This window comes from Bartonella sp. AC158YNML, assembly GCF_042196725.1.
Lineage (GTDB): Bacteria > Pseudomonadota > Alphaproteobacteria > Rhizobiales > Rhizobiaceae > Bartonella.
The window spans coordinates 103,897-119,274 of the sequence record NZ_JBHIQU010000002.1 but is presented as its reverse complement, the minus strand read 5'-3'; the positions used below and the strand labels follow the sequence as shown (position 1 = coordinate 119,274).

Genomic DNA, 15,378 nt, shown 5'->3' with positions numbered 1-15,378 from the left:
AATGAAAAAAATTTCATGTACTACTCTTATGTCAATTTTGATGATTTCTAGTACTTATGCGCAGTCTTTTGAAGGACCTTCTAAACCTGAAATGATTTCTTCGACAGGTATTGTACAGGTAGGGATAAATAATTCTGTGCGTTATGTAACACCTTTAGCAACGGATTTTGTTGCTTCTAGCCTTATAGGTGCTAAGGTATATAATATAGAAGATGAAAATATTGGTGAAGTAAAAGATATTATTTTACGTGAAAATAATATTGCGGGATTTGTTGTTGCAGTTGGTGGTTTCCTTGGTATAGGGGAGAGTTATGTGGTCGTTTCTCCAGAAACAATCCAGATGACAAATGATTATGGTAAGTGGAAACTTATTACAAATGCGACAAAAGATTCTTTAAAGGACGCTCCAACATTTAAATACGAAGGGCGTTGGACGCGCTAATTTTATATTTCCATTCTTGAATGGATAAAACAGTTGCTGTCACAATAATGGTAGCACCTGTTTTTTGTTCAGGAGACCTTTAGGAACTTTTGCGGTAAGCTCTCATGAACTTAATACAAAATTTTCAAAATAAACTATTAAGATAGAGTGAAGATTTAAGTATTATGTTTAAATAACATGATATCGCCATCTTGCACAATGTATTCTTTTCCTTCATCGCGGACTTTTCCTGCTTCTTTTGTACCGCTTTCTCCACCCAGAGCAATATAGTCATTGTAGCTGATGGTTTGTGCACGAATGAAGCCGCGCTCAAAATCTGAGTGAATAACGCCAGCTGCTTGGGGAGCTTTGGTACCACGCGCAATTGTCCATGCTCGCGTTTCCTTAGGCCCACAGGTGAAGTAAGTAATGAGATCAAGTAAATGATAACCAGCGCGAATAAGGCGATTTAAACTTGGTTCAAAGAGTCCTAGAGCATTGAGATATTCTGAGGCTTCAGCATCACTCAGTTGCGTGATTTCCGCTTCGATAGAAGCCGAAATGATAATACTTTGCGCATTTTGCTCTGTTGCCATTTTTTCAACTGTTTGGGTAAAACTATTGCCATGAGCGGCGTCATTTTCGCTTACGTTGCAAACATAAAGTACAGGTTTGGAGGTTAAAAGATTTAAACTTTTAAGAATGTTCTTTTCATCAGAAGAGATATCTTTGAGTAATAAGCGGACAGGGTTTCCCTGTTGCAGTATGTTTAATGCTTTTTCCATAATGGGTAGAATTGTAAGGGCTTCTTTATCTTTTCCAGTTGCTCGTTTACGGATTTGTACGATTCTTCTCTCAAGACTTTCAAGATCTGCAAGCATAAGTTCGGTTTCAACCGTTGTTGCATCACTAACAGGATCAATACGTCCTTCTACGTGGGTAATATCTTCGTTTTGAAAACAGCGTAAAACGTGGACAATGGCATCGACTTCACGAATATTGGCTAAAAATTTATTCCCTAAACCTTCGCCTTTTGAGGCTCCTCGTACCAACCCCGCAATATCAACGAAGTTAATGCGTGTAGGAATCGTTTCTTTTGAACCAGCAATTGATGCAATTTTTTCCATTCGTAAATCTGGAACAGCAACTTCACCGGTATTGGGTTCAATAGTACAAAAAGGATAATTGGCAGCCTGTGCAGTGGCTGTTTTTGTTAATGCATTAAAAAGAGTTGATTTCCCGACATTAGGTAATCCGACAATACCGCATTTAAAGCCCATGAGAGTCTTTCTTTTCTACTGATTTTATGGTTAAGATAAAGCTTCCTTTTTATAGCATATTTTCAGAAGAGTTATAGTCTTTGTATTGCAATAAATGAGAAAAAAGTCTACAATAACAGATAATCTACTTTTTTATCTTTTAAAATTCTTCTTATCTTAATGCTCTCCTTAGTTACAAGGATAAGAAAACTTCGAATTAATGTTAATATTGTGCTAAGTTTTTCATGGTATGCAAATCTGCATAAATAATTAATCGGAGAAAATAGAAGAGTGTTATCTCGTTGTACCTTTTTAATTTTAGCACTTTTAGCTTTGGCTGGGTGTGCTACACATCCGTCAGATATATCGTCGATTCCTGTTCAACAAATTCGATACATTCCACCAGAGATACAGGCTTTGTACGGTCCTATAACGAATGAGGCTTATTTGTTACCTGCTGTTGATCTTGCGACAATTGATCCAAAGTTTTGGCGACAAGAAGTGCTTTATTATACATCTTATCCCCCTGGAACATTGGTTATAGATACGGAAGAATGTTTTCTTTACCTTATTGGTGAAAATGGGAAGGCTTTACGTTATGGGATTGGAGTCGGTAAAGAAGGCCTAGCATTTGAAGGTGAAGGGGTTGTACAGCGCAAGCGTCGGTGGCCTAATTGGGCTCCTACTGCAGCAATGATGGCTCGAGAGCCAGAACGTTATGGTCATTTAGGGAAAGGAATGCCTCCAGGTCCTGATAATCCATTGGGCGCACGGGCACTCTATCTTTTCAAAAATGGAAAAGATACACTTTTCCGTATTCATGGCTCACATGAATCTTGGTCAATTGGGCGTGCTATTTCAAGTGGGTGTATCCGTTTGCTCAATCAAGATATTATTGATCTTTATAATCGTGTTCCCGTTGGTTCGCGTGTTGTGGTGTTGCAAAACAATAGGAGTAACCCTACAGTTTACAGTCAACAATTAAATGGCTACGATCCACTACAATCAACCATTCAGCCGGATGATTTTTAATTTTAGGGAGAAGATTGGAGAGGACCATTGAGTATTTTGGTTTGCTGTTCAATCTTCTCTTTTTCCAAAAAAAGAGTATAGATCTCTTCTCTGTTTCAAAAGATATGTACAAATATCATTGTTCTATTTGCTAGCTTTCATATTTTCCCAACAGGTTTTGCCTTTGACGAAATTTATAAGAGGCATTTTTCTTTCTTTTTTCAAAAGTTTTTATCCATATATCCTCCAACTTGTGAGGTGTAAGCCAATGGTTTTTATGGTTTCATTATTAATAGATTTAAAATAAATCTTGTGATATTTGGCATTTCTATTCAAGAATATAAAACAATTAATTTTTATAAATCAATAAGTTATATGTATAGGTCTCTATAGAGAAGGGTTGTTTTTTTGTTGATGAGAGAAATAAGCTGTTAGGGTCAGTTCTTATTTTTTATTGTTTGTGAAATTTCATTTATAAAGAGAGATTTGTCATCTTTTATGAGAAGAGCAGTATTTTTTGCAATTGCCTCTAAGAGAGGGGGAAGCCATTCTTGATCAGATTTGGTAAAATTTCCTAGAACATGCTGATGAACAAGTTCTTTGCTTCCAGGATGACCAATTCCTATGCGTATACGGCAATAATTAGTACCACAATGGGTATCAATAGATTTAATACCATTATGTCCATTATTTCCTCCACCAATTTTTACACGGACCTTCCCCGGAGGCAGGTCTAACTCATCATAAATGATGATCAAATTCTTCAAATCTAATTTATAAAATCGCAAAGCTTCACCGATCGCTTGACCAGAGTAATTCATAAAAGTTTGCGGTTTTATAAGAAAAATTTTCTCATTATCTATGAAACCATTGGAGATTTCTGCTTGAAACTTTTTCGACCATGGAGAAAAAGAAAAAGATTGGTAAATGGCATCAACAGCCATAAAACCGATATTATGGCGGTTATTTTGATATTGTAAACCAGGATTGCCAAGACCAGCAATAAGCCACATGTGTATCTTCAGTCAAAGTATGAGTAAGGGTAATGTCTCATAAATTAAGGCGGAAAAAATTTCCGCCTGTTGAGTTTTATGAAGTTTGCTTGTCTTCATCATCATTTTCTTGTTCAGAGGTTTCATCGCTGACATCCATGCCAGCAGGAGCTGCAATGGTTGCAATGGTAAAATCTCGATCTTGGATGATGGGAGTCACACCTTTGGGCAGTTGCACTGCTGAAATGTGAATAGAATCACCGATAGAGTAGCTGGAGAGATCAATTTCAATAGCTTCAGGAATAGCACTTGCTGGAGCTGTACATTCAATTTCGTGCCGAACAATATTGAGGACACCACCCTTTTTAAGTCCAGGTGCCGTATCTTCATTGAGGAAGTGGACAGGAATATTCACTTCTACAACGGATTTTGCTGAAATGCGTAAGAAATCTACATGGAGGGGAAAGTCACGCACGGGATCTAATTGATAATCTTTTGGCAAAACCATAATTTTTTGCTTGTCAAGAATAATCGTTGCAATGGTGGTACGAAAGCCACCAGCGTGAATTTTATAGAAAATTTCTTTATAGGGAACTGTTATTGCCAAAGGAGGTTGTTTTTCACCATAAATGACAGCAGGAATAAGACCGTTTCGGCGAAGTTCACGGGAGGACCCCTTACCAACCCGCTCGCGTTTTTCGGCCTTAAGAGTGTAGCTTTTGCTCATAATTTAAGTCCTTTTTACATGATTGGAGATCCTTCAAAAACAATAACAGTTTTTGCATGGATATGAAGATATGCGCTGATAAGCAGCGATTGCTCCATTCTGCGTTGCCTCCAAGGGTGTCTACGCAGAAGTCTGTTCTATAATTCAAACTATTCATAGATGCAAGAGTTGTGGGAAAAATCGATGATTTCTATCGTTAAAAAAGAGGAAATGTTACACATTATGGTACGGGATGGAGAATCAACCAATATGCGCTGATATGTTCAAAATCAAACACTGGAGATGTTATGAAGGTTGAGATTGCCTTGGGTGAGATATCAGAGAGTCGTGCTTTGCATAAATCGATGCCAGCACTTCTTGATTTGGAAGAGTTATTGGCAACACGTCTTCTTGTTCAAGGTAATTCTGGTTCAGGTAAATCACATCTTTTACGCCGTCTTCTAGAGCAAAGTGCTCAGTGGGTCCAGCATTGTGTGATTGATCCAGAAGGTGATTTTGTAACTTTGGCAGACAAATTTGGTCATGTTATTGTAGAGGCTCAACGGAGCGAATTAGAATTGACGCGTATTGCGCATCGCATTCGACAACATCGGGTTTCTGTAGTATTTAATCTTGAAGGTTTGGATACTGAACAACAGATGCGTGCTGTGGGTGCTTTCCTTGGGGCACTGTTTGATGTGGAACGTGATTATTGGTATCCTATGCTTGTCGTTGTTGATGAAGCACAATTGTTTGCTCCAACTGCTGCAGGAGAAGTTTCTGATGAAGCACGTAAAATTTCACTGAGTGCTATGACTAATCTTATGTGTCGGGGGCGCAAACGTGGTCTTGCTGGCGTTATTGCGACACAACGTTTGGCTAAGCTGGCCAAAAATGTTGCTGCTGAAGCTTCAAACTTTTTAATAGGGCGGACTTTTTTAGATATTGATATGGTGCGCGCTGCTGATCTTTTGGGAATGGAGCGTCGCCAAGCAGAAATGTTTAGAGATCTTGAGCGGGGAAATTTTATCGCTTTAGGTCCCGCTTTATCACGACGTCCCTTACCAATCATTATCGGTTCTGTTGAAACTTTGGCACGCTCTTCTAGTCCTAAATTAATGCCACTTCCAACAGAGCGGGATGATGTGCAAGAGCTCGTTTTTACTGCTCCACCAGAGGAAATTTTAACGCCATTTAAACTAACACGAGAGCCGATGAGGGAAAAATCAATGCACGAGATGTTAGAGGAGGTGGTACATAAAAAACAAGAGGTGTTGGAAGAAAATCTGAGTTTATTTCCTGAACTTTCTGATGTTGAGCGTAATAGTCAAGCAGAACATGTTATTCAGGAAATTCTTGAGGATTCTGAATCTTTTTATCGCTCAACAGCGGTGCTTTATCAAGATTTTTCGGTTCGTTGCCGTATCCATGGTATGTCAAAGGTTCCTTTTAATCTTTCGCAATTTCGGCGTAAATTGGCTATTGCACAAGCTTTTGTTGATGAACAAACGGCTGTCAGTGAACGTTGGAAACATATTTTGCAGATATCAGAAAGTTTAGAAGATGAGGTTCAAGGAGTCTTCTTGAATGTGGCACAGGCCGCATTGGGCGGAAAGCCTTGTCCATCCGATGCATTTTTAGCACGTCTTTATGGGACTCATTCTTTAAGCCGCGTCCGTCGGCTTTTAACCTACTTTGAAGAACGCGGTCTCATTGTTATTCATACGCATTTTAGTGGCCAACGCATTGTTGCATTTCCTGATCTTGGTGTTGAAACAGCACCAGGAGATCCCAAGGAACCACTTTAACCAAATAAACTTGAAACGGATTGTTCTGCTGCTGTCCTTGCTATTGCTTCTCCAATGAGATCGGCAATGGGTAAAACACGAATATTATGTGCTTCCTCAATAACTTGTGTTGGCATGATTGAATCTGTAATAACCAGTTCCTTCATTTCTGAATTGGTAATTCGTTCGATTGCATTACCAGAAAGAACGCCGTGCGTGATATAAGCTGTGACACTATTGGCACCATGTTTAAGCAAAGCACTTGCAGCATTGCATAAAGTTCCACCTGAATCAACAATATCATCAAGCAAAAGACAATCTTTTCCCGATACATCTCCAATAATATTCATCACCTCTGATTCACCGGGGCGTTCGCGACGTTTATCTACAATAGCGAGCAAACTGTTCAAGCGCTTGGCAAGCGAGCGAGCACGGACTACACCACCCACATCAGGTGAAACAACAATAACATTTTCAAGAGAATAATTCACTTTGACATCGCGAGAAATGACAGGAACAGCATAGAGATTATCTGTAGGGATATCAAAAAAACCTTGAATTTGTCCTGCATGAAGATCCAATGTTAAAACGCGATGAGCGCCTGCTTCAGTAATGAGATTGGCAACAAGTTTTGCTGAAATGGGGGTCCGTGGTCCAGGTTTTCGATCTTGGCGGGCGTAGCCAAAATAGGGTATTACCGCTGTAATACGACGCGCAGAAGAACGACGAAGGGCATCAATCATGATGAGCAATTCCATCAAATGATCATTTGCGGGATAGGATGTGGATTGCAAAACAAAAACATCTTGTCCACGTACATTTTCGTGTAATTCTACGAAAATTTCTTGATCAGCAAAACGCTTTACAGTTGCCTTGCCTAAGGGAATGTTCAAATAATTTGTAACATCTTCAGCTAGGCGTGGATTAGAATTTCCGCAGAAAAGTTTCATAGTAGAACCTCTGAATAATTATGGTGAGAATGCGAAACGGTTTTTAATTTCTTTTTATTAAATTGCAAGAAAACAATTACAAAACCATTACAATTTTATTGATTATTGTTAAAGATCTATACGATGTGTTTTCTTTTTTCAAAAATTTTTGTTTTTTGTAGAGTTTATTCTTGAAGTCGTAAGAAAAACAAAGGATGTGATTTATTTGCACGGTGGGTATCTGTGATAGAGAAAAACTTATTCATTTATCTGTTTTGATTATTGGCTAATGAGATTGCTTACAGAGTTTTGTTACAAAATCTCATTTAAATGCATATACTCTTTTATTTTAAAAATGAGATAATTCATAGCACGATGCATTTTATTGCATAATTTAAAAATATTTTTCATCTCTATATATTATTCGTTTTAAATATACTCTTGCCTATCATGATGCGTGTCATGTTTTTTATTTCTGTTGGTATCTTTAGGTGTTTTCTAAAACGATGTGTTGTTATTTGTAGATATCGTGAAGGCAGTGAAGATATTTTTAATCATCCAATTTAGTTTTTTCTATAATGAATTGATATAGAAAACATCTCCAATGATATTTTATGTTTAAATAATTCCTTGTTAAAGGACATTATAAGCAAACATTGAAAAGAAGTGTGCGCTTATGGAGTAACAAGCCGGCACCATCATTATATTTTCCTGCTCCCAATATTGCGACAGATCTTGCATTAAGACGGTTCATAAGAGCCATTTTAGTCCTTTCTTATATAAATTTTATCCACACGCTAATCCCGCTTGTAACGTGCAAGCGAATAGTTTTGATTGATTCAAGATAAGCAGGTTTGAAATGAAAGAATCTTACGATATTCGGGTCTCTCATTCAACATACAAAATAGTAAATTATTATTATCAATCAAAGTCTTGTAGTTTTTATTTCTCATCACTACAGTTTTTATACCTTGTGGAGCCAATAAGAATTTTTATGAAAAAAACATAGTACAAAAGAGCTTATTTATTTTTTATTGGCGTTATTTTGTTTGCAGGTTTGATCTTTTTTTGAGACAAAAATACTTATTTTAGCATAATAGCAGAAATTTGCCGTCCGTAATCGGGTTCGTTGCGGTGTATTGCACGGCGATAGGAGAAAAAACGCTGTTCATCTTGATAGGTACAAAGCTCTACACAAGAAGCATTAACACCTGCTTCTTTGAGTTGGTTTATAATAAATGCCCATAGATTAAAATAAAAGCGATTTATTTTCTCTGTTTTTAAAAAATATTTTTGGTATTTGCTGTGGTAATCAATAAATTGGTCGTAAAATTCGTTTGTTACTTCATAGTGATAAGGGCCAATACAAGGTCCAAGGACTGCTGTTATTGATTGTCTTTTGGCTCCTTGTTTTTCCATAACAGCAATTGTTTTCTCGATAATTCCATTTAAGCTTCCACGCCAGCCAGCATGAGTTGCAGCGATGACTCCAGCTTGTGGATCAGCAAACAGAATGGGTCCACAATCTGCTGTAAGAACCCCAATAACGAGTCCTGGTGTGGTCGTAACAAGAGCATCAGCTTTAGGAGGTTTACCGATAATTGCTTGATGAGCTACAACAACGTTACAGGAGTGTATTTGATTGACCGTGACTAAATTTTGCGTTTCAATAGAAAAATAATTGGCGATCAAAAGACGATTCTGTACGATATGTTCAGCTTGATCATTTGAACCTTTCCCAACATTAAGACTATGATAAAGATTTTTTGAAAAACCACCTTGACGTGTAAAAAATCCATGTTTTATTCCATGGGTGTGTAAAGTAGAAAGATTTTTTGCAAGAATGGGATGAGGGATAGATTTCATAAAAGTTCCTTATGGAGATTATTTAAAGTGAGGATGGAGATGTTCATATTTGTCAATGAATATTTCAGATAATGATGTGTTTATTGACAAAAGCGCCGATCATTAAAATTGGGGAGGTATGGAGATATTTTTATCACTGAAATGTAAAACTTTAAATAATTTTCCCATCTGATTTGGACCAGCGAGCCGTTCAATGTCTTGGCGGATTTTGTCTTGCAAAGGAGCACTTTTGCCAACTCCAAGCTGTTTTGCGCGCTCCAGTAGCCCCATTTTAAAAAGAAACTCTCCTTGCTCTAAGATTTCAGCAAAACAGCCCTGTTCAAGAGCTATGTTTTTTAAAAAAGAAAAATCAACATGGGATGTTAAATCATGTTCACCAGGGGCATCAAAAACATCACGAAATCTATGTTTTGAGAGTGCTTGCAAGGTATCGCCAAAGGCAAGCTCACAAGCACCATAGTCGATAAGTAAAGCAGAACCTGTCACTTGCACTAAATGGTGGCTGATTTGTTGCATGAATTGATGCCGTAAGGGGGCATGTTCAAAAATTGTTCCGTCAGGCACTTTAGAACAATAGATTTGTAGACAAGAAGAGGGAAGTTTATGCGGGGCAGCAATAAAGATAAAATCTCCATTTTGATTGACTGTAATGCGGCGCTCTTTCCATTCTCCATTGATTTTAATATATTGGTTGATAGGGAGTGTATCGAGAAATTCATTAGCAATGAGGAAGAGAGGTTTTGAAGGAATTTGATTAAAATTTTCAATGCTATGGATTTGTTTTTGATAAGAGCAAAGGCGCTTTTTTTGTTCTTTTGCAAGTTTTTTGCTTATTTCGATCAGAAAAATTTCAGCAGCATTAAATGCCGTTTGAGAGAGCTTTTGGATGGTTCGCAAAATGTCATCCATCAAAGTTCCTCGTCCTGGACCTATTTCAGCGAGAATAAAAGGGTGAGGACACCCTTGAGCTTTCCAGCTCGCAAGAGTCCAAATGCCAATCATTTCTCCAAATAATTGGCTTATTTCAGGTGCTGTAATGAAATCACCAGCACGTCCGAAAGGTGTTTGTATTTGATAATAACCAAATTGAGGATCTGTAAGTGCCAACGTCATATATTGGCTAACAGTGATTGGTCCATTAAGGACAATAATTTCTTTAATTTTTTCTTTGAGATTGGCCATTTTCTGTCGGCTTATATTTAAAGGCGTGGAGAAGAAGATAAAACCCTACAAGAAGCATGGGAAGAGATAAAGCCATGCCATAGGTAAAACCAGTAGAATGGAAAAGAGTCGAAAACCATTCTGGATCTTCTTGAGGCGCACGGTAAACTTCAGAAATGCTGCGTGTTACTGCGTAGCCTATAATAAATGTTCCTGATACAGTACCGGGACGTTTTAATGCTTTGAACCCAAAAATAAGAAGACACAGGATGATGAAGAGAAGAAATCCTTCCATAAATGCTTCGTAAAGCTGGCTTGGATGGCGCGGTAAATAGTAAGGATCGAGAGGAAAACAAACAGCCCAAGGACGTGTAGTAATATTGCCCCATAATTCTTGGTTGATGAAGTTGCAGATTCGTACAACGCCGATACCAATAGGAGCACCTGCCGCAATGATATCAAACATGGCTCGTATGTTAATATGATTTTTACGGGCAAACCAGATCATAGCAATGATAATACCAATAAGTCCGCCATGAAAGGACATTCCCCCATCCCATACGGCAATAATAGCACTTGGATGGTTAAAATAGTAAATGGGATCCCATACAAGAACTTGTCCTAAACGCCCTCCGACAACAACACTTATGGCAGACCATACAACAAAATCTCCGATCTTTTCTTTATCCATAGGAGGATAGTTTCTATACCATAGAGATGTTTTTTTTAATAATTTTTGCGCATACCACCAAGCAAAAAGAATACCCAGCACGTAACCAAGTCCATACCAATGAAGTGTTATGGGACCTAGCTGGATAATAACAGGGTCAAGAAAAGACGGAAAAGCAATGGCAGGACAAGACAAATTGTTCATGAGTTAAGCATCTTACATTATACGAGATGAATATGAAGTGACTCTAATGATCAGAAATGACAGATGAATGCACAATGGTCAAGTCAGGAGAGAGGCAAGTTAGAAAGGGCAATAGATTTCCACTAGTTTATCGTGGTAAAAAAATATGGTGATAAAAGGAATATAAAAAAAATTAAACAAAATCGTTATGAAAGATCTGCACAGGAGGGTGAAAATAGGGTAAAAGGAACAAATTACAGTATCTAAATGTTATGAGAATACGCTATAATGCGTGCGTTAATAATTAAAATTTAAGGAAAAATGTTATGCGTAATGGATCAAACCGTATTCTTGATGAATTAGCGAAATTAGCAACAGATGCTGCTGACGTTGCGCAAGGTATACGGCGTGAAGCTGGAACAGCTTTTCGTGTGCAGGCTGAAAAGATAGCAAACAAACTTGATCTTGTTTCACGCGAAGAATTTGAGACTTTTAAGGAGCTGGTGCTAAAAATCCATGCTGATAATGCTGATTTGAAAAGGCGCCTTGATGATTTAGAAAAAAATGCAGACACAAAAAAAGTAAAATAGTTTTTCTAAAAAAGAATTTTTTAAAAATATCCCCAATTTTTCAATGTGATGCATGAAACTAAAAAATGCTTAATCTTGAGTCTATTAGAGAGAAGCGTTTATTTATTTTTGATTTTTTTTGGGTAAAAATACATTTTTTTGAATCAGGGGGGCTGGCGCTATCAAATTGTATCAATACACTGAAAAAACTTGATGATTCGTTTCATGATTATCAGGTTTCCCTAAAGAGCGCGATTGTGTTCTAGGTGTTTGTGTTTTGTTGATGTTTTTAATGTGTATTTGTTTGGTGTAAGAGGTTTGATTGTAGCAAATATTGTTACAATTTAAGCGGTTTATATTCTGTTGACAATGTTTTAAGATGATTGAGGATTGTGATGAGGCTTGCATTTTGCGCCACAGAAAGAAAAGAGCATCCTGTTGATTTTATTGAACAGATTGCTTGTGAATATGATTGGTCGTTTGAGCGAGATGCGCAAGATGAAATTAGCGTTTGTGTGGAAGGAAAACGGGCCAATTATCGTCTTGCTTTTTCATGGATAGAAGAGCATGAGGCACTTCATTTGGCTTGTTCATTTGATCTTTCTATTGAACATGCCCGAACAGCCGAAATACAGCGCTTATTGCTAGCAATTAATGAAAAATTGTTGTTGGGACATTTTGATTATTGGCAAAGAAATAACTCGGTTATTTATCGGCAAGGTCTTCTTTTGGCTGGTGGGGCGCATCCATCCCATATACAAGTTGAAACATTATTGATACATGCACTTAAAGCCTGTGAAAGCCATTATGTTGCATTTCAGATGGTGGCTTTATCGGGAGAAAGCGCTTACAAGGCATTGCAATACACTTTGTTTGAAACTGTAGGGAATGCCTAAAACATCAAGTTTGTTATTTTTTACAGACTGTTTACTGAAATATGATTCATCGGGGGATATCAAGAATAGCGCGCAATCCCCCGAGTGGGCTCTCGTCTAATTGTATATTGCCACCATGGCTGCGTGCTATGTCTTGGGCAATAGAAAGACCAAGTCCTGTTCCACTTGCATCTTGATTTCGTGCTTTATCAATTCTGAAAAATGGCTTAAAAACTTCTGCACGCATATTTTTATGAATTCCAGGTCCATCATCGTCGATTATCAATATAAAAGATTCTTGTTGAGAATTGGCTGTTAGTTTAACGGTCGTGCTGTGACAAAATGCATTTGATACAAGATTGCTAACCAAGCGTGTGAAAGCACGGGGACGTACTTGTATCTCTGTAGGTCCTTCAATGGTGTAAGAAAATTGACGTTTGTGTAGATGAGCATCGGTGGAGAATTTTTGCATAAGAGCATTTAAATCAAAAGTCTTGACACTTTCACTTCCTTCTCCACGGGCAAAGGCAAGATAATCTTCTAACATATTTTGCATATCACTTACATCTTGCTCAAGCGGTTTAATATCAAAGCCAGTATTTGCTAATGCTAACTGAAGTTTAAAACGTGTAAGAATGGTTCTTAAATCATGACTTACTCCTGAGAGCATCATGGTGCGTTGTTCTATTTGGCGTTCAATACGTTCTCGCATACGTAAAAAAGCGATGCCTGCACGACGGACTTCATCAGCTCCTTGTGGTTGAAATCCTTTTGGTAAGGGACGACCTCGCCCAAAACTTTCAGCCGCTTCAGCGAGTTGTTGAATTGGTTTTATTTGGTTGCGTAAGAAATAAATTGCTATCAACAATAAAACAAGAGCTGTTCCTACCATCCAGCTTAAAAAAATAGAGGTATTGGAAGCATAGGCTTGGCTGCGCGGAGCGAAGACACGCAAGATGTTGTGGCCAAGGTGGATACGGATTTCAACAAGATCAGAATCTCCTACGGTATCGATCCAGAAGGGACGGTTAATTTGTCGGGTGATTTCTTCGCTTAAAAAATAATCAAGAATTGCAAAAAATGGCTTAGGTCCTGGTGGGGGTAAGGGGGCAGGAGAGAGAATAGAAATGTTTAATCCCATACGTTGTTGTGCAATACGCTTGATATCTTCATAGTTATCTTGTTGTGGATATGTTTCAATAATATCAATAATGGCTGAAATATCATGCACGACAGCAGTTGAAAGACGCTCGGTTACCATTTGCCAATGACGTTCCATAAAGACGTAAGCAATGACCGTTTGCAGAAGCACCATGGGAGCAATAATAATGATCAAAGAACGAGCATAAAGCCGTTTAGGCATTTTTTTCGTTAGCCATCGAAAAAAAAATCTTAAAGGTTTGAACATTCTTGTGCCTATTCAATTGAGAGTTTATACCCTATTCCTCGCACAGTTTGGAGCCATATAGGAAGAGCTGGATTTTTTTCGATCTTACGGCGAAGGCGGTTGATTTGTACATCAATGGCACGTTCACTTATATTGCTGTCATCGGTCGCGAATTTATGGCGCGGAATTGTATCGCCTGCATTTTCGGCAAAAATGATCATCATTTCTTGTTCTTTATCGGTTAATTTAATAATTTCTCCTCTTTTTTTGAGTTCGCGCCGTGAAATTGAAAATATATAAGGACCAAAAATGATTTGCTCAATTTTAGGTTGGCTAAGGGGAAAACCACGTCGTAAAATGGCGTTGATGCGAAGGAGAAGTTCACGAGGGTCAAACGGCTTAGCCAGATAATCATCTGCCCCTGCTTCTAATCCACGGATACGATTGTCTATTTCTGATAAAGCTGTTAACATGAAAATAGGGACATCTTTTGTTTGGCGGAGTGAATGAGTGAGATCAATACCGTTTTCGCCAGGCATCATGACATCAACAATAAGAAGATCAAAATCTAAACTTGCTAACAGTCGTCTTGCTTCATTCGCATTGGCTGAAACTGAAACACGAAATCCATTTTTAATGAGAAACTGAAATAAAAGATTGCGAATACGCGTATCGTCATCAATCACAAGAAGGTGAGGGGCATCGTCACACAAAACTTGAACGTGATTGCTCATTCTTAAAAAAACCTTGATAAAAATTTAGTTTACACAAAGTGCAAGTTTACATAAGTTGTATAAAGCTGTCGAGCAGCACCTTTACCTTAAAGGAGAGAAAGTTTTATTTATAAATTGAAAAAAGTTATTTTTGAAAAGGATATGATGGGTAGTCTTAATATACATATTATTCCAGTTACGACATTCCAACAAAATTGCACTTTGCTTTTTGATAGTGAATGTAAAACGGGGGTTCTCGTTGATCCTGGTGGTGATTGGCCGCGGATTCAAGACGTAATCGAAAAGAATGGTGTTATCGTTGAGGCTATTTGGATAACACATGGTCATTTTGATCATGTAGGAGCAGCAATGCAAGTGAAAGAAGCGCTTAATGTAAAAATTATCGGTTCACATCGCGATGATAAGCCTGTGATGGATGCCGTGAGCGAAAGCGCAAAAAATTATGGCATCACTGATGCTTGCATTTGTATTCCTGATCGATGGTTAGAAGATGGTGAGTGCGTTCATTTTGCTGGACATGTGTTTAAGGTTTTTCATACACCAGGGCATTCTCCTGGTCATGTTATTTATTTCAATGAAAAAGAGCGCTTAGCCCTCTTGGGTGATGTTCTTTTTCGTGGCTCTATTGGACGTACGGACTTCCCCTTCTGTTCCCATGAAAAATTGATGCAATCTCTTAGAGAAAAAGTTTTACCTTTAGGCAACGATGTTCGTTTCATCTGTGGGCATGGTCCCAAAAGTAGCATAGGCTATGAGCGCCAAAATAATCCTTTTCTTCAAGATTTTAATATATGAGCAAACAAAAAAAACGCTTTGAAGCGTTTTTTT

15 protein-coding genes are annotated in these 15,378 nt (G+C 38.0%); 6 read left to right on the top strand and 9 right to left on the bottom strand.

Annotated elements, in window-relative coordinates:
- The first annotated feature begins 1 nt into the window (after position 1).
- Positions 2-442 (top strand): PRC-barrel domain-containing protein, encoded by a 441-nt coding sequence (locus ACFIM1_RS01700; RefSeq protein WP_375606351.1) that lies wholly within the window; start codon positions 2-4, stop codon positions 440-442.
- A gap of 155 nt (positions 443-597) precedes the next feature.
- Here ACFIM1_RS01700 and ychF read toward each other — a convergent pair whose 3' ends face one another.
- Positions 598-1,701, bottom strand: coding sequence for a redox-regulated ATPase YchF (gene ychF, locus ACFIM1_RS01695; RefSeq protein WP_375609114.1), 1,104 nt, complete (start codon positions 1,699-1,701; stop codon positions 598-600).
- A 270-nt stretch (positions 1,702-1,971) separates the two neighbouring features.
- On the opposite strand from ychF, the gene ACFIM1_RS01690 reads away from it, so the two are divergent.
- On the top strand, positions 1,972-2,712 hold the full coding sequence (locus ACFIM1_RS01690; RefSeq protein ID WP_375609115.1) for a L,D-transpeptidase: 741 nt from the start codon (positions 1,972-1,974) through the stop codon (positions 2,710-2,712).
- A 416-nt stretch (positions 2,713-3,128) separates the two neighbouring features.
- Here the strand turns inward: ACFIM1_RS01690 and pth are convergent, their stop codons facing one another.
- Entirely contained in the window at positions 3,129-3,704 is a 576-nt protein-coding gene (gene pth, locus ACFIM1_RS01685; protein ID WP_375609116.1) for an aminoacyl-tRNA hydrolase, read from the bottom strand.
- Positions 3,705-3,780: 76 nt separating this feature from the next.
- Complete coding sequence (locus tag ACFIM1_RS01680) at positions 3,781-4,410, bottom strand: 50S ribosomal protein L25/general stress protein Ctc (protein WP_375607761.1); 630 nt, start codon at positions 4,408-4,410, stop codon at positions 3,781-3,783.
- A 287-nt stretch (positions 4,411-4,697) separates the two neighbouring features.
- On the opposite strand from ACFIM1_RS01680, the gene ACFIM1_RS01675 reads away from it, so the two are divergent.
- The gene (locus ACFIM1_RS01675; RefSeq protein ID WP_375609117.1) at positions 4,698-6,197 is read left to right on the top strand and encodes a helicase HerA domain-containing protein; all 1,500 of its coding nucleotides are present in this window, start codon (positions 4,698-4,700) and stop codon (positions 6,195-6,197) included.
- Here ACFIM1_RS01675 and ACFIM1_RS01670 read toward each other — a convergent pair.
- The 4 genes from ACFIM1_RS01670 to lgt form a co-directional block, all read right to left on the bottom strand.
- Positions 6,194-7,126 carry a ribose-phosphate pyrophosphokinase gene (locus ACFIM1_RS01670; protein ID WP_375607759.1) on the bottom strand — a complete coding sequence of 311 codons (933 nt, stop codon included), beginning with the start codon at positions 7,124-7,126 and terminating at the stop codon, positions 6,194-6,196. The two genes, ACFIM1_RS01675 and ACFIM1_RS01670, sit on opposite strands and share 4 nt — an antisense overlap.
- Before the next feature lie 1,062 nt (positions 7,127-8,188).
- The gene (gene pgeF / locus ACFIM1_RS01665; protein ID WP_375609118.1) at positions 8,189-8,971 is read right to left on the bottom strand and encodes a peptidoglycan editing factor PgeF; all 783 of its coding nucleotides are present in this window, start codon (positions 8,969-8,971) and stop codon (positions 8,189-8,191) included.
- Between the two features lie 102 nt (positions 8,972-9,073).
- Entirely contained in the window at positions 9,074-10,153 is a 1,080-nt protein-coding gene (locus ACFIM1_RS01660; RefSeq protein ID WP_375609119.1) for a class I SAM-dependent methyltransferase, read from the bottom strand.
- Positions 10,128-11,006, bottom strand: a complete 879-nt coding sequence (gene lgt, locus ACFIM1_RS01655) for a prolipoprotein diacylglyceryl transferase (RefSeq protein WP_375609120.1) — start codon at positions 11,004-11,006, stop codon at positions 10,128-10,130. The genes ACFIM1_RS01660 and lgt overlap by 26 nt, the downstream gene beginning before the upstream one ends.
- A gap of 305 nt (positions 11,007-11,311) precedes the next feature.
- On the opposite strand from lgt, the gene ACFIM1_RS01650 reads away from it, so the two are divergent.
- Complete coding sequence (locus ACFIM1_RS01650; protein ID WP_375607756.1) at positions 11,312-11,575, top strand: accessory factor UbiK family protein; 264 nt, start codon at positions 11,312-11,314, stop codon at positions 11,573-11,575.
- 374 nt (positions 11,576-11,949) lie between these two features.
- Positions 11,950-12,450, top strand: a complete 501-nt coding sequence (locus ACFIM1_RS01645; protein ID WP_375607755.1) for a YbjN domain-containing protein — start codon at positions 11,950-11,952, stop codon at positions 12,448-12,450.
- A 46-nt stretch (positions 12,451-12,496) separates the two neighbouring features.
- Here ACFIM1_RS01645 and ACFIM1_RS01640 read toward each other — a convergent pair whose 3' ends face one another.
- Entirely contained in the window at positions 12,497-13,837 is a 1,341-nt protein-coding gene (locus ACFIM1_RS01640) for an ATP-binding protein (protein WP_375607754.1), read from the bottom strand.
- 8 nt (positions 13,838-13,845) lie between these two features.
- A complete protein-coding gene (locus ACFIM1_RS01635; protein ID WP_375606339.1) occupies positions 13,846-14,550 on the bottom strand; it encodes a response regulator in 705 nt (234 codons plus the stop codon).
- A 144-nt stretch (positions 14,551-14,694) separates the two neighbouring features.
- Here ACFIM1_RS01635 and ACFIM1_RS01630 point away from each other — a divergent pair, with 144 nt between their 5' ends.
- Positions 14,695-15,345, top strand: coding sequence for an MBL fold metallo-hydrolase (locus ACFIM1_RS01630; RefSeq protein WP_375606477.1), 651 nt, complete (start codon positions 14,695-14,697; stop codon positions 15,343-15,345).
- Positions 15,346-15,378 lie beyond the last annotated feature (33 nt).